The following is a 20030-nucleotide window of genomic DNA, read 5'->3' as shown; positions in this document are numbered from 1 at the left end:
AGTATTGTTGAAGAAATGTTAAACTATGATCCTGAGTTAAAAGCCAATTATGAACTTTATCAACGTTTATTAAAAGCGATTGACATGAAGCTTTTTGAAGGATTAGAAAATGTATTAAAAGAGCGGAGCTCTTCTCTTATCTCTAGTCACATGAGAACAAGCTTAAAGACATTAAGAAAGCATCTCCCCTATATCAAGAATAGTTTTACATATTCATATAATAACGGTCGAATTGAAGGGATAAACAACAAAATTAAGGTACTAAATAAAGTGGCGTATGGCTATCGGAATTTTTATAATTACAAAAAACGCATTTTGATCCATTTCAAATTCAAAGCAATAGAAACAAATTCATTAAATCATAACCAAAAAGAATCACGAATCAAAGCAGGATAATGGCTACTTTGATTCGTGATAAACAACTAAATATATGTTGGCTAAAATTCCTCACCAACGTTATTTGACGTAGATCCTTTATTTCACGTTTCTAAAAAAATGTTTTTTAATACTTAAACAATCTATTTCTTAATCATCAATAACTAGTCCCTTTTCAAGCTTTGAAATATCTTGATCAGAACCAATTATAACAAGCACATCCCCCGCTTCAATAATATCTGTAGCTAAAGGGGATATATTCATTTCTTTAGCTGAACTTGATTTAATGGCTACAACGTTACAACCATAATTTGCTCGAATATCTAAATCAACCAAGGTTCGACCAATCATTTTCTTACTTGACTTAATTTCAATAATACTATGATCGTCTGATAGCTCTAATTGATCAAGAAAGTTATTTGAAATAATACTATGCGCAATTTTCTTCCCCATATCGCGCTCAGGATGAATGACCTGGTCCGCCCCTATTTTAATCAATACTTTTTCATGATAATTGTTCTGTGCTTTTACTGTCACCTTTTTTATTCCAAATTCTTTTAAAATTAATGTCGTCAAAATACTAGCTTGAATATCCTCACCAATCGCAACGATCACATGGTCTATATTTCGAATACCTAATTCTTTTAATGCTTTTTCATCAGTTGAATCTGCAATCACAGCATGCGATGCAATATTTCTAAATTCACTAACTTTACTTTCTAATAAATCAATTGCGAGCACATCCATTCCTTCAGCACTCAATTCACGGCAAACACTTGCTCCAAAGCGTCCTAAACCAATAACTGCGAACTCTTTCTTCATGCCCTTCCTCCTATACAATTAAGATACCCTTGGTCTGATTTCAATCTTAAAATATATCGATTCATTTTACAATGACATTTGACATTATAGCAAATTAAAAATTTCCAGATTTAACGAATTAAAGAATGAGCAACAGATACAAAAGACGGTTAACATGGCTGACCAAATTAACCGTCTTTATTTTTATAATTCCTCTAACATTTCAAACTGTGATTTAACCAAATCATAATACTCACCTTTTTTAGCCACTAATTCTTGGTGATTACCTTGTTCAATTAAACGTCCATGTTCTAAAACAATAATATTATCTGCCTCTCGAATCGTTGATAATCGATGTGCAATCATAATTGCTGTTCGGCCTTTTAACAATTTTCGAAGTGCCTTTTGAATTCTCATTTCAGTCTCAGTATCAATACTTGCAGTCGCTTCATCTAATATTAAAATTTTCGGATCTGCAAGTAGCGCGCGCGCAAATGATAACAATTGTCTTTCACCAGCGGAAAGGATGCTACCTCTTTCCTCTACCTCTGTATCATAGCCATTGGCAAGTCTGGTAATAAATTCATGGGCTCCCACTACTTTAGCTGATTCAATGACTTCTTCATCAGTTGCTTCTGGACGACCAAAGCGAATATTTTCCATAATTGTTCCTGAAAAAATAAATGTATCCTGCAAAACAACACTAATATTATGACGCAAGCTTTCTAAACTTAAATCTCTTAAGTCATGATTATCGACACGAACGGCTCCCTTAGTTGGATCATAAAATCGGCTAATCAAATTTGCGATTGTTGATTTCCCAGATCCTGTATGACCTACTAAAGCAACAGTTTGCCCCGCCTTGATCTCGATAGAAATTTCATGTAGAGCAACCCTATCTTCTTCGTATGAAAACTCTACTTGATCGAAAGTAATTTGACCTTTCATATCGGTTAGGATTTCGGCATTTTCCTTTTCTTTTACGGAAGGACGTTCATCTAGAAATTCAAAAATACGTTCAGATGATGCCATCGCTACAAGTAATTGATTATAAATTTGTCCCAGTCGGGATATTGGTTCCCAGAACATGCCCAAATAAAAGGCAAACGATACAAAAGTACCAATTCCAATTGTTCCATTAATGATTAATGAAGAACCATAAGCAATAAGAATAACAGTACCAATCGCATTACTCATTTCTACAAAAGGCCCAAAATATGCACTTTTTTTCATCGCGACTTGTTCCGCTTCAAAATTACCTTGATTCACACCCTGAAAATACTCAGCATTTTCAACTTCTTGTGAAAAGGATTGTGTAATTCGAATACCTTGAAGACTCTCATTAAGGTGGGAATTTAATTTAGATCTTTGTAATCGAACGTTTTGCCAAGCTCTTCTAATATTTCGTCGCAATCTTGTCGAAATATAGAACATAATTGGTAAAATAACAAGTACTGATAAGGCAAGTTGTGGGCTTAGTGATAGTAAAATAGCAATAATCCCAATTAACATAAAAATGTCCATTAATAAGTTAATGATCCCATTGGTAAATAACTCTTGCAAGGAATTAACATCATTTAAAATACGGACAAGGATTGAACCAGCTGAGCGTTTATCAAAGAAATCATGCGATAAATACTGAACATGGGTGAAAAGTTCTTTTCTTAAATCATAAATTGTCCTTTGTCCTAAAACATTAACCGTTTTAATTCGAAAATGATTCGCAATATAGTTAGCTAAATAGAGTCCAATAATCAGGATAATTAAATAAACGAGTAATCTAGTATCTTGATTAGCAATAGCACGGTCAATCACATATTGTCCAATAATGATTGGAACAATAAGTCGGACAATCATATTTACTAATACAGCGGTAAAAGCTGCTGGCAATAATGTTTTTGAATAGGGTTTTAGATATTTTAGAATCCGTAACATTTGCTTCCAATTAAAAGGTTTTTCTATCGCATCATCTTGTGGATAATAAAACCTGTTAACATGGGCATTCTTTTCTTGATTTGCTTTTTGTTGACTCAAGTAACTCACTCCTTTCTCTTTCTTTAAACGGTTCCCGTGATCGCTTCTTTATCTTGATATTGAATATCATAAATACGTTGATATGGGCCACCATTCTTCAATAATTGTTCATGTGTTCCTCTCTCAACGATAGCACCTTCGTCTAGGACAAGGATTTCATCTGCATGTTTTAATGATGAAATACGATGTGCAATAATAAATGTTGTCCTATCTTTCATAACTTCTTTTAAAGCACGTTGAATTTTGAATTCAGTTTCCATGTCTACCGCAGATGTTGCATCATCTAGGACAAGAATACTTGGGTCAATTAATAGTGCACGAGCGATTGATATGCGTTGTCTTTGCCCCCCAGACAATCCCATACCTCTTTCACCTAACATAGTGTCATAACCGTTTGGCATTTCCATAATGAAGTCATGTGCTTGCGCTCTTTTAGCCGCTGCAACAATTTCCTCCATTGATGCCTTAGGGTTACCAAAAGCAATATTTTCTTTAATTGTCGTAGAAAATAGAAAGGCTTCTTGAAAGACAAAACCAATCTGTTTACGGAGAAATTTCAAATTATAATCTGTCGTTAATCTCCCGTCAATATATACTTCTCCCTCGTTAGGTTCATAAAAGCGACTCATCAGTTGGGTAATACTAGATTTACCAGCCCCTGTTGCACCTATTAAACCAACAACATTTCCATTTGGCACATCAAAGCTAATATCTTTAAGCGCCGGATCATCGTCTTCAGTATATTTTAAAGTCACATGGTCAAATTTAACATGGCCGTCAATATGATCAATTCCAAGAGTGTCATCTTGATCAACAATATCCTCTTTCGCCTCTAAAATATCTAACAACCGTTCCCCAGAGGCTTTGGCCTGTGAAAATTGATTCACAATAAAGCCCAACTGCATCAATGGACCAATAATATAATTCACTAAACTAAAGAAGGCGACTAATTCACCTAACTGTAAATCACCACGAATCACGAGCCAACCACCAAAGATTAATAATGAAACCATCGCAATATTTCCGATTAATTCCATAAAGGGGAAGAATCTTGCCCAAATATGGGCTGTTTTAATATTGACTTCTCGATATTGTTCATTATCAACCGTAAAACGACCAATTTCAAAATCTTCTTTTGATAGTGATTTGACTGTATTCATGCCACTTACATTTTCCTGAATCCGTGTGTTTAAATTCCCCAAAGACTTTCGAACACGACGAAATGCAGGGTGAACTTGTTGGTCAAACTTTCTTACGACTACAATAAGAAATGGCATAACAGCCATTGTAAGTAAGGCAAGTGTAACTGAATAGTAGAACATAACGATTAAACTCGTCACAATTAAAAATACCACCCGAATCAGTTCTTTTAACCCAGAAGCAAGGAAAAACTTGAAGCCCTCGACATCCATTGTTAACCTTGACATGATATCTCCTGTACGTGCATTATCGTAATAGCTAAATGATAAACGTTGTAGCTTTTTATATAAACTATCCCGTAAATGGTAAACAGAATGAATACCAAATAAATCACCTAAGTATTGTTGACCGAAATTAGCAATCCCTTTAATAATCATCAGAAGGATAAATCCAATCGATAATAAAGGGATTAGGCTGTAGTTCTCTCCTAAGATAACTTCATCAATTGTAATTTGCAAAACCATTGGATAAATAACAGTAATCATAGTCACAATTAACACGAGAAATAACGAAGTGATAAAATACCTTTTATAAGGCCAATAAAAATGCTTTAGCTTTTTAAACGTTTCCATCTATAACTCCCCTCCCTAAAAAACCTCTTTTTCACAACTATTAATATATCGAGTTACGAAATAAATTACCAGTCATTTAGCTTAGATTAATTGTTATTCTCACAAAATCCGCCTTAAGGCTGAAGTATACATTTACTATTTTATCCATTTATAAAAAATTCATCTTTTATTTGAAATGGTTACCTCTTGAACTAATTTATCAATTGGAATGTTTGATTGTGACATGCGGATGGGGGAAATCAATTAACAGGAGTACTTTACTTGTAGACAAACCAAGTCTGCACTATGCCACCGACTGATCAATTTCCTTTAACGTGGCGTAACATGGATCGCAATAATTCTTTATTTTTTTCAGATGAAAAGACAGGATGCGTAGACTCCTGTCTTAAATAATGATTTAGATACTTTATTAAATAATCAGCTATTACAAATAAAGAGGATTGGGATCACTCATCCGATCAAAGCAACTTGCAAACCTCCCGATTAAAGCTGATGAGGTTGATCTTAATTTAACTTAAAAATATCTTTATTAACATAAAAGTATTGATTCATATGTTTTAACACTGCTCTTCTTGTAACAATTCCATCAAAATAATGTTCTTGATCGACGATACAAACAAATGAATGGTCAATCAATGCCTTTAAGCATGTAAAGAAATCAGCCGATTTCTCTAAACATGGTATGTCTGTACGCATCGCATCTTCAACAATTGTAGTTGATAAATTCTCAGTCTCAAAGCGTTCAATCCCGAGAATTTCATTTAAAATCATACCTTTGCCAATTATCCCTTTAAATCTATATTTTGAATCTAATACTGGTACAGCCGAATAACCGGATTTAACCAAAATTAATAACGCATGTTCTAACGGATTATTCATTTGCACATGGGCGACTTTTTCGGATGAGATCATTAAATCCTCAGCCGTCAAATTAAATAATGTGTGTTCTTCTTTAATAAATTCCATTTCCCACTCCCCTTGATTAGCAATTGAGGAAGATTTTCACCTTATATTCTCATCTATTATTTTACCATAAATAAGAATGAAGAGAAATGAAATCCCGATTCAATTTAGCTCATCGTTAACAAAATCATAGTAGGAGTAGTTTTCATAGACTTTTCATGCTAGAATGGTTTTATATTTACAGATGATCTTCAAGGGGAGGTAAACTTTTCGTGAATCAAGAGATCAGCGAAATTGCAAAAGCAATTTTTATTATTAATCGTCATGCTAAAACAGCATTAAACCCGAATGAATTATACGCAATGAAAAAACAAGCAATTGAAAAACTGCTAATTAATAAACAAGCAAGGAAAATCGGCCTTCACTTTTCAAAACAACCAAAGTTTAGCAAACAACATTCTACTGTCCTTGTTCAGGTTGGTGACTACTATTTCCATATCCCCCCTAGTAAACAGGATTTTAAAAACGTTAAACATCTTGGTGAACTAGATCAAAATTATCGAAACCCTAAAACTGTTATGTCTTTAACACAAGCTAAAAAAATTATTTGTCGATATTTAAATATCCCTTTTCAAAAATATCAAAAAGAGCATTCGAATACTTCCTATTACACTCCTTCCTCATTAGGCAAATGGAATTATTCATACTACCATAATAAGTGGCGTAAATAAGATCCTGCTAGTCTGATTTGTTGACTATTTATTAAATGACCTAACAATGGCTAAACATGTTTCCGGACTATTTTTTTGTAAATTAAACGAACAGATAAAAGTCCTGTCACTAGGCTAAAAAAATATAAATATAAGTTAAGGTTTAAATCTCTAAGATCCGTTAACCATTCATTTATTAACAGCAAAATAAGCAGTAAAGTGAATAGATATGATAGCAATGTGTAGCATCTTTTACTAATTAGGTAGTAAATAATTGGTCGGATAATTAGAAACACACAAAAAAAACCAATGGAAAAACCAGCTAAGAAAATTGTTTTTTCAGAGAACCCTAAAATAAGTAATTGTTGATAGATTCTTAAAAACATCATTCTCCCTCCTTTTCCATCATTATAACCATTTTATTGAAGTGATATCCTTCAGAAATAATGATTATTTCTGAATAAAAGAGTATATTGTTTAAATCATTTGAGTAATAATTAAAGAGCATCGCAAGTTATGCGGTGCTCTCTAATTATTAAGTTCTTTTATTTTTTCATATTTATTTAATAAATCATCTAGCTCCCTACTAATCTCAATAGATTCGTTGCTTGAAAAACCTTTATCTACAGCAACCTCGATCATGCTACGTCGTAATTGTTCAATTTTAATTAACAAGTCTGATAGATCCAATCGAGTTACCCCCAGTCATTTCAATAATATAATATTAACATAAAACCAAATAATAGGTACATAGTCATTTAAAGTTCCCTAAAATCTATCTCTGCTAAATTATTTATAAATGTGATAAAATATATATTAATAAAGCAAATCTATATTCAACGTGGAATACTATACTCCCACACAGTAAGATGGACTGAGGACTTTTGATAGTCGTCCCATCGAAGCAAATTGCGATTATTCGCCCAAACGGGGTCGTTTATTAATCAAACGAAGCGGAACTCTACTGACCATTAATCCTATAGATCACTTATCGCTTGCCTTATATTTTTGAAGTGGGATCTTATGATCAGTTATAAAAAAATTTATCAAGTAATTATAGGAAGGTTATCTCATCTATGAAAGAAAACGTACGTACCCATTTAACTAAAATTAGGAAGCTGATTTTAACTATTTTCTTTATTATATTATTTTTTCGATTATTTATCTTCTCTTTTGCTCAAGTTATTGGTGAAAGTATGGCACCAACGATTCAAAATGGACAATGGATCATTACAAATCATCTTTCCTATTCATTAAATGAGCCTGAGCGTGGAGATATTGTGACTATCGATTATAATGGTGAAATATACATCAAACGAATTATCGGTCTACCGAATGAAACGATTGAAATAACTGATCAACAATTATATATTGACGGAATTCCTTATACACAAGTATTCATTACAGATAGAAGTAGCTTTTGGACTCATGATATTCCAGAAACTAAAATCCCTGACCAATCTTATTATGTTCTAGGAGATAATCGTCGTATCAGTAAAGATAGTCGTAATACTCTAGGTTTTATTGAAAAATCGAATATTATTGGACGTGCTGAATTTGTTATTTATCCTTTTTCAGATTGGCATGTTATCCATTAAAGGTAGGTGTTCGACATGGGATATTGTCCGCATTGTGGAGCTAAAGTTTATTTAGATGAAGTATTTTGTATAAATTGCGGTAATAAGCTACCCAATGACATGGAAGACAGGCTGTTTAAGAAAAGGTGGCGTTTTAAACACTACCTTGTTCCTTTAACACTACTCATTTTAATGATTGGTTTATCATTTTCTATTTATATCATAACTTCCATGCGAATTAAATCAGCGAAATCTTACTATATCGAAGCTGAAGAAGCACTTCTACTTTCAGATTATAAGTTAGCAAATCAGAAAATTCAAAGTGCAATTGAGTGTTATCCTGCTTTTACTAAAGCTCGAGAACTATCTCAATTTACTGTTTTTTCGGTTGAAGTCTTAGACAATATTGCAAATAGTAGTAATGAACAAGACCAACTCCAACTCATTTTACAAGCTAAAAATAATTTAACACCTTTTAACGGCGAGGTAGTTGAACAATTTCGAGAACAACTGCTGAATAAACAGAAGGAAATTCAGTTATCAATGGTTAAAAATAAACTAGATGCAAATCCATCGATCGATGATTTACCTGCTATCCTATGGGAAGCTGATAGTATTGACGATCAAGAAGCTTATGAACTCGTTCGTTCAATTAGGGATCAATTGATTAGTCATTCAGAAAAACAGGCTTATGCATATCTTGAACAAAATCAGTTTACATTAGCAGAAAATATGGTGGAAAATGGACTGTACTATTTACCAGATGATGAGAAATTAACGAGTTTATTAAATTCAATTAAAAAGGAAAAAGAAGCTTTTGAAACGGCCGAAGAAAATCGATTAGAACTAGCATTTTCACAATATGAAGCGGAGCAACAAATAAATGAAAATGATGCAATTGATGACGTATCTATTGAATTTGATATAAATAGTCGTAAGGAATTAGTTATTTCTGGTGAAATCACAAGTGTAGCAACTGTCCCTATTCATGCTGTTCTTATCCACTATTCCATCTTTGATAAAAGTGGAAAAGAAATAGAATCAAATGAACTGTTCGTTTATCCAGAAACATTGTATCCAGGTGAGACTGGAAAGTTTGATCATATATCCTTTGATGATAAGATCATTAAAGAAATCGATGATGTCAAAGTTACATCGATTACATGGATACTCGATTAAATATTTGGAGGTTAACTCATGTCAAAAAAACAAAAGTTTTTAATCACTTTAGCTAGCCTCTTTATTTTAACCTCTTGCTTAACCTTTAATTATTTTTTATATAAAAAACTTAACCAACAAGAGATTGAGGTCGGGCAACAGTTGATTTCATATGATGATGTCACAAAGGGATCTGATAATTTACAGCATTTGATTCACGAAGCCCAGAAAAGTATTGTTCAAATTAATGTTGAGACTCAAGAAATAACTCGAGTTGGATCAGGCTTTCTATATAATTCGCGTGGGGATATTGTTACAAATGCCCATGTCATAAATGATGCAATTGCTATAGAGGTAACCGTGTCAAATGCGGAGACTTATCCAGCAGCCATTGTTGGTGTTGACAAGAAAAATGATATAGCTGTCATTCGTGTTCCGCAACTGATCAATCATAAGCCCATTGAATTAGAAACGTCTGATCGCCTCCTGCCAGGTGCTGAAATCATAGCAGTTGGAAGTCCATTAGGCTTTCAAAATACAGTCACAATTGGAATTATTTCAGGAATTAATCGGTCTTTTGAAATCAATGATTATACCTATGATAATGTTTATCAAATCTCTGCAAATATTACACATGGAAACAGTGGTGGACCACTGATTGATCGACAAACAGGAAAAGTGATTGGAATAAATTCAGCCGGTATTGAGGAAAGTGATATTGGTTTTAGCATCCCAATCCCTACAATTATCGATCAAATTACAGACTGGTCAAACTCAATTAGCAATGAACAATTAACGTTTCCAACTAATGCAAAAGAATTGAAAACTGAGCCAGATCTTCTTTTAGAAGAAGCGACTTATTTAATTGATTATTTTATTAATAGCTTAGCCATTCATGACTATATTAACGCCTATACTCTGCTTGGGAGCGAGCTACAAAATGAAATTGATTATCCAAACTTTAGATCTCAATACTTACATCTGAAAGATATTTCTATTTTGAATTACGAAGCTGAAAATATCACCCAAGAGCTCATTGAATTTACTGTCTCGATCGAATTTGATTACGCAATATCTCAAGATGAGGATAATGTAGTTAACTATATATTTTCGGTAGGCTATGAAAATGACCAGTTGAAAATTTTAAACTTTCAACCCAATTAAGATTATATTTTAACATATCCAAAAAATTATTTGACTAGGGCCAAGATAAAGAAACATGTTTGAAAGGATGCACATTTTAATGAGAAAAAAAATACTTTACCTATTGTTTTGCCTATTATTAATTAGTTTGTTATTAGTGGCATGCACTAAACAGCAACCAATGATTATTAAAGAAGATATTTCTAAAATAGATCAAGAAACTGATGAACAAATAGATGAAGAGCCAGACGATGCTCAAGAAGATCAACAGTTTCTTGAATTTACCCTTTCTGATCAACAAGTAACGATTAATATTGATCAAATCCCTGTACTAGCAAATTACTTGGAACAGCATAATGATAGAAATCAGGCTATCGAGGAAATGCAACTTATTCCAATTATGCAAGAACAACATGACTCACTGTATTTACTTAGTTTTGCTCATCAAGGAGATTCATGCTCATACCTACTCTTAAATACCGAATTAGGGGAATCCCAATTATTGGCTGACCAAGCTAAGATTATCAATATAGAGCCTTCCCCCGATTTTTCAAAGGTATTGTTTGTTTTTGAGCGAAATCTTACTAATAAACCATGGAATATTAATAAGCTAATCATCTATAATATCGAGGATTGGACTGAAATAACTTTAACAGAAGACAATATGGAATTAATCACTTTACATGCTTTCCGCTGGCCAATCCTTCAAACAAATTGGTTAAATGATTCAGAGCTTGAATTACAGCTTCCAGACATAGATAAACCAACCAACTTAGCTTTAGAAGAATGGCACGAATCAGATGATCAACCTACAAAAGATATAGTCGCAGATGTGAAATAAAGTAAAACTTCAATCAGTGGGAGTTGAACCTGAAGGACCTTCACTGTCAGATGATCTCCCACTTACAATTCTTACTTTCCTCCAAATTCCTGAAGTGGGAATCTTGCTGACAGTTACACTGCGATAAAGTGAAACTTCAATTACGATAAATATAAACCCCTACGATAATGAGATTAAATCACAAAAAAGAAAGCAAATAAAAAGAGGCCACTGAAAATCTTCGGATATTTCGGGAGATCATAAAGGCTATACAAAAAAGACATGACATAACTAACTAAACAAATGGTTTCAAGCATTAAAATTTGCTTGAAACCATTTTTTGTTGGATTTTTGCTTTCTTCTATTATTGAATTGTTGCTTCTGTGGTGAACTTCCTCAGGTTTACCGCCATCAACGCAAATCCCAATTCATTTTTCACTTTCTCTTTACCTCGCACGGAAAAACGCCAGAAGCATAAATTGGCCTTCAAGAAGCCGAACGCTGGTTCTACATCTATTTTATGTTTCCCGTAGATTTCACCAGTTTCTTCTGAAAGCTTGTTTCGTACATAGATCGCGGAATGGACAATCTGAACAGTCCTCACATTCGTAGACTTTAAATTCACGGATTAATCCGTATCTGTCCCTTCCGTTTCGAGTGGCAGTTCAAAAAAGCTAGCTTCAATCGTATCCAGGAAAGGAATCAACGTGCGTGTGTCGGTAGGGTTCGGAAACACATCATAAGCAAGTACGTATTGGCCTTCTGTCGCAATTTGAACATTGTAACAAGCTTTCAATCGAAATATTCAATTTATTATCCATTTAACAAAGCGTCCAGCCAGTGATTGGAACGCCGGGTGGCGACTCCAGCGGGAACAGTAAACGGTCTTCGATGGGACGAGTAACCGCAAATGTTTTCGGTGGGACGAGTAACCGCAGTCCCAGTCCCAGTCCCACGAGTCCGAAAATCCTTATTGCGACACGGTAGTGGAGCAATAAGGAATGTTAGACTAAAACCGCCACGTCCTGTGGCAACGTCTAACTGACCCACATCCTGTGCGCCCGAGGCCTTGCCCGCGAAAAGCGACCACCTGGAGTAAAAATTAACGGTACATCCTACTAGGTAAGTTGTTTGACTTTTAATGACTAAACTTGAATTAGGATTTAAGTCATAGTATACAACAAAAAAGTAACCTAGATCTGACCTTACAGATCCAAGTCGCTTTTTTTACTTTTTCAGTGGCCACGATAAAAGGTATGTACTGATTTATCGCCAACATCAAACGATATCACTTTTTTAAAAACCCTCATTTTTTTCCTAGCTTCTCTCCTCTTTTATCTTAAATTCATAATAACTCCGATTAATTTGTTTAATTTTTATTTTAAATTGCATAAAATGATCACTTCTTCAAAAGCTATAAACCAAAAGAGGTGATAAACATGTCGAGATCCAATATAAAAAAGTTAATTGTTCTTCAAATTTTACTTTTACTGATTATGTTTGGTTGTACGAATAATCAAACACTTGATTCTAGCCCAAATGAACAACTGAATATACAGTATATCAGTCATACAAACGAGAAAGAACATCAAATCAACCAATCCGTTAATCAGTATTTTGATGAGGTCGTTGACTTAACTAGCATTACTTACAATAACGAAATGATTATGGCGATTAAAGTTGATCAATTATCACAATTTAATGAGCAAAAAATCGCTAAAGAGGTTGAATCGTATATAAAGGATTCATATCCAAAGATCAAAGCTAAAGTATCTTCAGACTACAAAATTTTCCTGGAAATCAATCGATTAAAAGATAAAATAACCAATCAAGATCTAGCTAAAACCGACTTCAACAAAGAATTTAAACAAATTAAAGAATTAACTAAAACTCCAAAAGAATAAAAGGTGATTAATGTGTTAACGACAAACAAACAAAAATATCAGCAATTAGCAACTGAGCATGATAAAAAACGACCACTTTTACGAAACTGTATTCGAGCCTTCCTTGTCGGGGGTACGATTTGTCTAATCGGTCAATGTATCAGCTTCTTTTATATGTATTTCTTTGATTTTACAGAGCAAACCGTTGGCGATCCAACGACCGCTACCCTTATCTTTATCACAATGATATTAACAGGCTTAGGTATCTATGATAAGATTGCTCAATTCGCCGGAGCCGGAAGCGCTGTACCTGTTACGGGATTTGGTAATGCTGTCATCTCTTCTGCTATCGAACATCGTAGTGAAGGTTTTGTTCAAGGGGTCGGAGCAAATATGTTTAAATTAGCCGGATCAGTCATTTTATTTGGTGTTTTCTCTGCTTTTGTTATTGCTTTAATAAAAACGGCACTGATTAATTTAGGGGTGATTTAATGAAAATCGGGAAACAAAGTTGGATCTTTTCAAATAAACCGATCATAACTTCAGCCGCAACCGTTGGCGGGCCCTTTGAAGGCAAAGGGAAATTAGCAAAAGATATAGATCTTTTGCATAAAGATCTATACATGAATCAACCCAGCTATGAACAAGCCCATCAACAATTAATTGAGGATGCAACAAAACTAACAGTTCAAAAGGCAAACTTACGTTATGACAATATTGACTTTTTCATTAGTGGCGATTTGATTAATCAGATGACCCCTACAAATTTTGCCGCTCGTACACATAAAATACCTTTCTTGGGGCTTTTTAATGCTTGTGCAACCTCTGCTGGTGGGCTTGCTCTTGCCGCATTAATTATCAATAGCAAAAGCGGCAATCATGTCATAACAGGCGCAGTTAGTCATAATGCAGCAGTTGAAAAACAATTTCGTTATCCAACAGAATATGGGGCACAAAAACCACCAAGTGCTCAATGGACTGTTACTGGTGGTGGATTTTGCATTGTTAGTCAAGCGGGAACAGGCCCAGTAATTACTCGGGCGACTATTGGACGAGTAATGGATTTAAATCAATCAGATCCTTTCAATATGGGTGCTGCTATGGCTCCAGCCGCTGCTGATACTATTTTAAGCCATTTAAATGATCATCAATTATCTATCGACCATTATGATTTAATCGTAACAGGTGACCTCGGTGCAATCGGAAGAGATTTATTAATTGAATTATTGAAAAAAGAACAAATCGATCTTCAGAAAGATAAATTAGTTGATGCCGGTTTATCCATCTATAAAGAAGATCAAAATGTTTTTTCTGGTGGAAGTGGTGCAGGATGTTCTACCCTTTATTTATATAGTAAGATTATTGCTGATTTAAATAATAAAAAATTAAATCGAATCTTACTAGTCGCTACTGGCGCCCTATTATCACCACTTTCCACATTACAAAAGCAGTCTATTCCAGTTATTGCACATGCTGTGGCAATAGAAAGTGAGGGAAATTAATTGGTTTTTTTATGGGCGTTTATAGTCGGGGGAGCAATTTGTGTAATTGGCCAGTTAATCATGGATGTTTTTAATAAAACACCTGGCTTTACATTAAGTTTATTAGTCGTTATTGGTGCTATTTTAGATGGCATCGGTTGGTATGAGCCACTAATCGATTTTGCTGGGGCTGGTGCAACTGTTCCTATAACAAGTTTCGGTAACTCACTTGTTCACGGAGCATTACAAGAAGCAGAACAGTTTGGAATTATCGGAGTTGCTACAGGTATGTTCGAGGTGACAAGTGCTGGTATTTCAGCAGCCATTATTTTTGCCATGATTGGAGCCTTGATCTTTAAACCAAAAGGATAGAAAAAAGCCATCAACAGAGAGGGGACTCTCAATCGATGGCTCCTTTATTTTCTATTACTTCATCATTACTCATTCGTTAAACTGAGAAATTGTTCAACATCTGCTATACACAAATCAATTGCCTGTTGCCAAAAAGTAGGTTCTTCTAAATTAACATTTAGATGTTTTTTTGCTAAATCCTCGACAGTCATTTTTCCAGTATCCTGAAGTAAAGCATCATAAAATTGAGCAAAGTTCTCTTTATCTGTTTTCGCATATGCATAGATACCTAAGCTAAATAAATAGCCAAATGTATATGGGAAATTATAAAATGGCACATCCGTAATATAAAAATGGAGTTTTGAAGCCCAAAATAAAGGATGATAGCTGGAGAGTTGATTACCATATGCCTCTTTTTGTGCTTCCTCCATTAAATGATTCAATTGTTTAGTTGTTACAAATCCTTCTTTACGTGCTTCATAAAAGCGTGTTTCAAACAAGAAACGAGCATGAATATTCATAAAGAAAGCAATGCTTCGCTGAATTTTATCCTCAATTAAAAGCAAACGTTCCTCTTTTGTCTCAGCAGCTTCCACAGCAGCATCAGCAACAATCATCTCCGCTAGGGTTGATGCTGTTTCAGCCACATTCATTGCATAAGCCTGGTTTAATTGATCAACTTCATCCATAACGTGTTGATGATAGCCATGTCCTAATTCATGTGCTAATGTTGCCATATTTGAAGCTGTACCTGAGTAAGTCATAAATATTCTTGTTTCTTTACTTCGAGGAAAACTTGTACAAAAGCCACCCGGTCTCTTCCCTGGTCGATCTTCTGCCTCAATCCAATTTTGTTCAAATGCGTGTGTTGCAAAGTTAGCCATCCGTTCGCTAAATAAACCAAATTGCTTCACGATCGTTTCGGCAGCTTCTTGATAGCTAATCTCCTTAGTCACTTCAGAAATTGGGGCTTCTAAGTCATACCAGGCTAATTTTTCAATATTTAGCCATTCAGCTTTTCTTTGTAAATACTGATAAAAAATCGGCTTATTTTTCGTTATTGTGTCCCACATTGTCTCTAGAGTCTTCTTTGTCATTCGGTTATAGGCTAAGGGTTCTTTTAAAACATCCTCCCAATTTCGATAGGTATATGTTTGAAGTCTAAATCCTGCTAAATGATTTAGAGTATCGGTGAGTAAGTCAGCTTGACTTTGCCATACTTGTTCTAATTTTTTAAAAGCTAATGCCCGCTCCTTTCGATCCGAATGATTTAATTTATTCTCAAGTTGTCCAACCGAAAGCTCTTTGCCATCCCACATAATAGACATATTACCTACAATCGTATCGTACATATCTCCCCAACCGTGATAACCATCAATCGCTAAATCCGTAATTAACTGTTCCTCTTCCTCTGATAATTTTTCACGGGCTTGATCACGTATTTCATTGAGAATAAACGAAATTTCCTGAATCTCTGGATCTTGTTGCCATTCCTCCCAAGTCTGATGATTAACTTTAGATAGAACAAAACTAAATTTAGTCATCAGTTTTTCATATTGGGCATTAAATTGATTACGCTGTCCAACTAATTGTCTCGCATGCTTATCATTGACATCCTGTGCTGTTAAACAACTAATAAATGCGCCCACTTCATTAATATGGATTTTAATCCGTTTAATTATTTCTGCAGTCTTAATCAACTGCTCTCTTTCTTGCTCTTTAATCAGCTTGTCAATTTGGTGATCTAACTCTTTCAACAAATCATATGTTTGTTCGATATCATTCCTCAAATCCTCTGACTGGCTTCCACCACTAAAAATATTTTCTAAATTCCATTTAAGTGATAAATGATTATTCATCTTCATGCTCCCTTCTATCCTATAAACTATATCTTACCTTACTTTTCATTTTAGCACGGAACTTCTCACCATTTAATTTCTAACAAAATTCAAAGTGCGATCTTTCTTCACACCCCAAAGCTTAATCACTAAACAAAACGTTCTATTTCTGACTATTAAGGGTTAACTTATCATCGGGTGATTCTCTACTTTCTCCAAATATTGAAGACTTAGCTCAGAATAAAAAAATTCTCATTCTTATGGAATAGAGGCTTATTTATGCAATGGCTGTCTCTTGATAATCGCTTGCTTCAAACGCTGCTGCATCTCCCCAATCCCCCTTGTTCCAAGCAATGGAAAAGAAAGCTGATTCTCTTGATTGAAAGTTTGTTCAACGATTACTTTATGTTTTTTCCCTGTTAAAACAATAATTTGGTCATACTGATCTAACCTTTTCTCTTTTATTTGTTTTTTTAATTGCTCGTTAGTTATCATCATTTCACTTTTGGGCATACCGAAAGTTAAATCATAGTTTTTATCAATGATTTCATTTGGAAAACAATAGCCGTGTTTAGCAGATAGTATCACCCATTGATCACAGAACATTTCTGCATACTGTCTTGTTAACTGGTGTAATGTTCCAACGTATGCCTCCCTTACTTTCACCTTTCCCCGACTCGGATCAAGATCCCAAACCTTCTTTTTACCACATGGAAGAATCGCTAATGTTGTCATCATAGAACACCTCGTTCTCTAATATAAATCATTGTAACCTAATTTTAGATTAATTAATGTGAACTTTCAAATAATCGAGGCTTACAGTCAGACCATCTCCAATAAAGGAATTCTTTCTTAAATAGAAGGTCTTCATCCAAACTTAACGGAACCGGGACTGCCTCCCCGAACAATTTACGGTTAGTCATTCTTGTAAGTTTAATAAATTAGGTGTTTTTGCTTGTCATCTCTCAATCTCATTCTTAGTCTGCAAAAAATTTTTGTTTAATTTTTTTATCAATAGTCAGGTTTGAAGAATTATTGCATTTTATCCCTATCCTTCTTTTGAGATTTTCATAACATTAGTCAGAACTTTTTCCTAAATAAGTCATAAACAATTCAGTAGATGAATAAAAAATAACAATTTAACAAAAAAATCAGAAAATTTTCACTAAACCGGTTGACCATTATTCATTTTGGATGTATGATTGTCGTCAACTAATAATATTTTAACTATTTAGATAAATGAATATTAATTGAATTATAGATGAATTCAGTTTATTCATTGATCGTAATCGTGAGGAGCGAAGAGAATTGAGAAGTGATATGATCAAGAAAGGGATGGACCGAGCTCCCCACCGAAGCCTTTTACATGCAACTGGGGTTAAAACAAAAGATTTAGGTAAACCATTTATAGGTGTTTGTAACTCTTATGTTGATATTATCCCAGGACATAAGCATTTGAATAAATTTGCTGAAGTTGTAAAAGATGCTATCCGTGAAGCTGGGGGAATCCCTTTTGAATTTAATACAATCGGTGTTGATGACGGAATTGCAATGGGACATATAGGAATGAGATATTCTCTCCCAAGTCGAGAAATCATTTGTGATAGCGCTGAAACAGTCATTAATGCTCACTGGTTCGATGGAGTTTTTTATATCCCGAACTGTGATAAAATTACTCCCGGTATGTTAATGGCTTCAGTTAGAACAAATGTCCCTTCTGTTTTTGTATCTGGTGGACCAATGGAAGGTGGGGTATCACCTGATGGTGAGCATCTCTCATTAATGTCTATGTTTGAAGGGGTTGGAGCTGTACATTCAGGAAAAATGACCGAACAAGAGTTAAAGGAACTTGAGACATTAGCCTGTCCCACATGTGGATCCTGTTCAGGAATGTTTACAGCTAATTCAATGAACTCTTTGATGGAGATGCTCGGAGTAACTATACCGGGAAACGGTACAATCGTTGCTACATCTGATGAGCGCCATGAACTCATTTATCAAGCAGCCCATCATTTAATTGATTTAATTGAAAAAGATATTAAACCACGTGATATTATTACTAAAGATACGATTGATGATGCCTTTGCTTTAGACATGGCAATGGGTGGATCGACAAATACAGTACTTCATACACTAGCAATTGCAAATGAGGCCGGCATTGATTATGATTTAAAACGAATCAATGAAATAGCTGAGCGTGTTCCATACTTAGCAAAGATTAGTCCCGCTTCAAATTATACAATGCATGATGTTCATCTTGCCGGTGGTGTTAGTGCGATTATTCGAGAACTCTGTCGTATAGATGGCCTTATCCATAAAGATCGTATAACGATCACCGGAAAGACAATCTATGAAAATGTGAAAGATCATGAAATACTAAATACAGATGTGATTCATCCGCTTGAAAACCCATATAGTCCGGTAGGAGGCCTATCCATTCTATATGGTAATATTGCACCAAATGGAGCCGTCATTAAAGTGGGTGCAGTTGATCCTTCGATCAAACGATTTGTTGGTAAAGCCGTAGTTTTTGAATCACAAGATGAAGCCCAAGCTGGTATTAATAATGGTATTGTCAAATCTGGCGATGTTGTTGTTATCCGTTACGAAGGTCCAAAAGGTGGTCCAGGAATGCCTGAAATGCTTGCTCCTACAGCGGCTATCGCAGGACGTGGGTTGGATAAAGAAGTTGCACTTATTACCGATGGCCGATTCTCAGGTGCATCTCGTGGAATCTCAATTGGTCATATTTCACCAGAGGCACAAGAAGGTGGACCGATCGCATTCGTTCAAACAGGTGATGAAATTATCATTGACCTACCGGCACGAACGATCGAATTATCAGTCAGTGATGATGAATTGAATAAACGAAAACAGAACTGGATAAAACCAGATCCTAAAATCACTACCGGTTATTTAGGTAAATACGCTAAATTAGTTACATCTGCTAATACAGGTGGAATTATGGATTTCTAACAAAAGAATATAATGATATACGATGATAAGATAAAAGGAATAAAGCCAATGTATTCACAGAGAGCCGGGGTTGCTGGAAGCCCGGAAATACATTTTATTCTGACATCGTCTTTGAGTAGTTAAATTGAATGGAGCTTATCCTACTAGATTTAACCGGGTCCCATATTTAAGACCCGTTACCAAATGAGTCAAATTTAGGGCTCAATGA

General features: G+C 34.7%; 19 protein-coding genes and 1 pseudogene. 11 read left to right on the top strand and 9 right to left on the bottom strand.

Annotated elements, in window-relative coordinates:
* The coding region (locus KQI76_RS09000) for a transposase (RefSeq protein ID WP_216399983.1) at positions 1-396 on the top strand (396 nt) is incomplete at its 5' end.
* A 129-nt stretch (positions 397-525) separates the two neighbouring features.
* Here KQI76_RS09000 and KQI76_RS08995 read toward each other — a convergent pair.
* The 4 genes from KQI76_RS08995 to cbpB form a co-directional block, all read right to left on the bottom strand.
* A complete protein-coding gene (locus KQI76_RS08995; protein WP_216399982.1) occupies positions 526-1197 on the bottom strand; it encodes a potassium channel family protein in 672 nt (223 codons plus the stop codon).
* 183 nt (positions 1198-1380) lie between these two features.
* On the bottom strand, positions 1381-3210 hold the full coding sequence (locus KQI76_RS08990) for an ABC transporter ATP-binding protein (protein WP_216399981.1): 1830 nt from the start codon (positions 3208-3210) through the stop codon (positions 1381-1383).
* 23 nt (positions 3211-3233) lie between these two features.
* Positions 3234-4982 (bottom strand): ABC transporter ATP-binding protein, encoded by a 1749-nt coding sequence (locus KQI76_RS08985; RefSeq protein WP_216399980.1) that lies wholly within the window; start codon positions 4980-4982, stop codon positions 3234-3236.
* Between the two features lie 504 nt (positions 4983-5486).
* Positions 5487-5948 (bottom strand): cyclic-di-AMP-binding protein CbpB, encoded by a 462-nt coding sequence (gene cbpB / locus KQI76_RS08980; RefSeq protein ID WP_216399979.1) that lies wholly within the window; start codon positions 5946-5948, stop codon positions 5487-5489.
* A 209-nt stretch (positions 5949-6157) separates the two neighbouring features.
* On the opposite strand from cbpB, the gene KQI76_RS08975 reads away from it, so the two are divergent.
* Positions 6158-6616 (top strand): YkyB family protein, encoded by a 459-nt coding sequence (locus tag KQI76_RS08975; RefSeq protein ID WP_216399978.1) that lies wholly within the window; start codon positions 6158-6160, stop codon positions 6614-6616.
* Positions 6617-6666: 50 nt separating this feature from the next.
* On the opposite strand, the gene KQI76_RS08970 is transcribed toward KQI76_RS08975, so the two are convergent.
* Positions 6667-6981, bottom strand: coding sequence for a hypothetical protein (locus KQI76_RS08970; protein ID WP_216399977.1), 315 nt, complete (start codon positions 6979-6981; stop codon positions 6667-6669).
* A 142-nt stretch (positions 6982-7123) separates the two neighbouring features.
* Entirely contained in the window at positions 7124-7285 is a 162-nt protein-coding gene (locus tag KQI76_RS08965) for an aspartyl-phosphate phosphatase Spo0E family protein (RefSeq protein WP_216399976.1), read from the bottom strand.
* 386 nt (positions 7286-7671) lie between these two features.
* Here KQI76_RS08965 and lepB point away from each other — a divergent pair, with 386 nt between their 5' ends.
* The 4 genes from lepB (at position 7672) to KQI76_RS08945 (ending at position 11314) form a co-directional block, all read left to right on the top strand.
* Positions 7672-8193: a signal peptidase I gene (gene lepB, locus KQI76_RS08960; RefSeq protein WP_216399975.1), complete on the top strand. Its 522-nt coding sequence runs from the start codon at positions 7672-7674 to the stop codon at positions 8191-8193.
* Between the two features lie 15 nt (positions 8194-8208).
* Positions 8209-9351, top strand: coding sequence for a zinc-ribbon domain-containing protein (locus KQI76_RS08955; protein ID WP_216399985.1), 1143 nt, complete (start codon positions 8209-8211; stop codon positions 9349-9351).
* 18 nt (positions 9352-9369) lie between these two features.
* Entirely contained in the window at positions 9370-10494 is a 1125-nt protein-coding gene (locus tag KQI76_RS08950; RefSeq protein WP_216399974.1) for a S1C family serine protease, read from the top strand.
* 79 nt (positions 10495-10573) lie between these two features.
* A complete protein-coding gene (locus KQI76_RS08945) occupies positions 10574-11314 on the top strand; it encodes a hypothetical protein (RefSeq protein ID WP_216399973.1) in 741 nt (246 codons plus the stop codon).
* A 343-nt stretch (positions 11315-11657) separates the two neighbouring features.
* On the opposite strand, the pseudogene KQI76_RS08940 reads toward KQI76_RS08945, so the two are convergent.
* Positions 11658-12092: pseudogene (locus KQI76_RS08940) on the bottom strand (transposase); the annotation flags it as partial.
* A 640-nt stretch (positions 12093-12732) separates the two neighbouring features.
* Here KQI76_RS08940 and KQI76_RS08935 point away from each other — a divergent pair.
* Genes KQI76_RS08935 through spoVAE form a run of 4 tightly spaced genes read left to right on the top strand, consistent with a single transcriptional unit; the run spans position 12733 to position 15029 of the window.
* A complete protein-coding gene (locus KQI76_RS08935) occupies positions 12733-13197 on the top strand; it encodes a hypothetical protein (protein WP_216399972.1) in 465 nt (154 codons plus the stop codon).
* A 12-nt stretch (positions 13198-13209) separates the two neighbouring features.
* Positions 13210-13668 carry a stage V sporulation protein AC gene (gene spoVAC, locus KQI76_RS08930; protein ID WP_216399971.1) on the top strand — a complete coding sequence of 153 codons (459 nt, stop codon included), beginning with the start codon at positions 13210-13212 and terminating at the stop codon, positions 13666-13668.
* Positions 13668-14678, top strand: coding sequence for a stage V sporulation protein AD (spoVAD, locus tag KQI76_RS08925; protein WP_216399970.1), 1011 nt, complete (start codon positions 13668-13670; stop codon positions 14676-14678). The genes spoVAC and spoVAD overlap by 1 nt, the downstream gene beginning before the upstream one ends.
* Positions 14679-15029: a stage V sporulation protein AE gene (spoVAE, locus tag KQI76_RS08920; RefSeq protein ID WP_216399969.1), complete on the top strand. Its 351-nt coding sequence runs from the start codon at positions 14679-14681 to the stop codon at positions 15027-15029.
* Between the two features lie 65 nt (positions 15030-15094).
* On the opposite strand, the gene KQI76_RS08915 is transcribed toward spoVAE, so the two are convergent.
* Both KQI76_RS08915 and KQI76_RS08910 read right to left on the bottom strand, forming a co-directional pair.
* Entirely contained in the window at positions 15095-16867 is a 1773-nt protein-coding gene (locus tag KQI76_RS08915) for a M3 family oligoendopeptidase (protein WP_216399968.1), read from the bottom strand.
* A 252-nt stretch (positions 16868-17119) separates the two neighbouring features.
* Positions 17120-17581: a DUF6884 domain-containing protein gene (locus tag KQI76_RS08910; protein ID WP_216399967.1), complete on the bottom strand. Its 462-nt coding sequence runs from the start codon at positions 17579-17581 to the stop codon at positions 17120-17122.
* Positions 17582-18154: 573 nt separating this feature from the next.
* On the opposite strand from KQI76_RS08910, the gene ilvD reads away from it, so the two are divergent.
* The gene (gene ilvD, locus KQI76_RS08905; RefSeq protein WP_216399966.1) at positions 18155-19822 is read left to right on the top strand and encodes a dihydroxy-acid dehydratase; all 1668 of its coding nucleotides are present in this window, start codon (positions 18155-18157) and stop codon (positions 19820-19822) included.
* The last annotated feature ends 208 nt before the right edge of the window (positions 19823-20030 follow it).

It is taken from the genome of Amphibacillus sp. MSJ-3, from assembly GCF_018919165.1.
Taxonomy (GTDB): domain Bacteria; phylum Bacillota; class Bacilli; order Bacillales; family Amphibacillaceae; genus Amphibacillus.
This window is presented reverse-complemented; position numbering and strand designations above follow the sequence as displayed.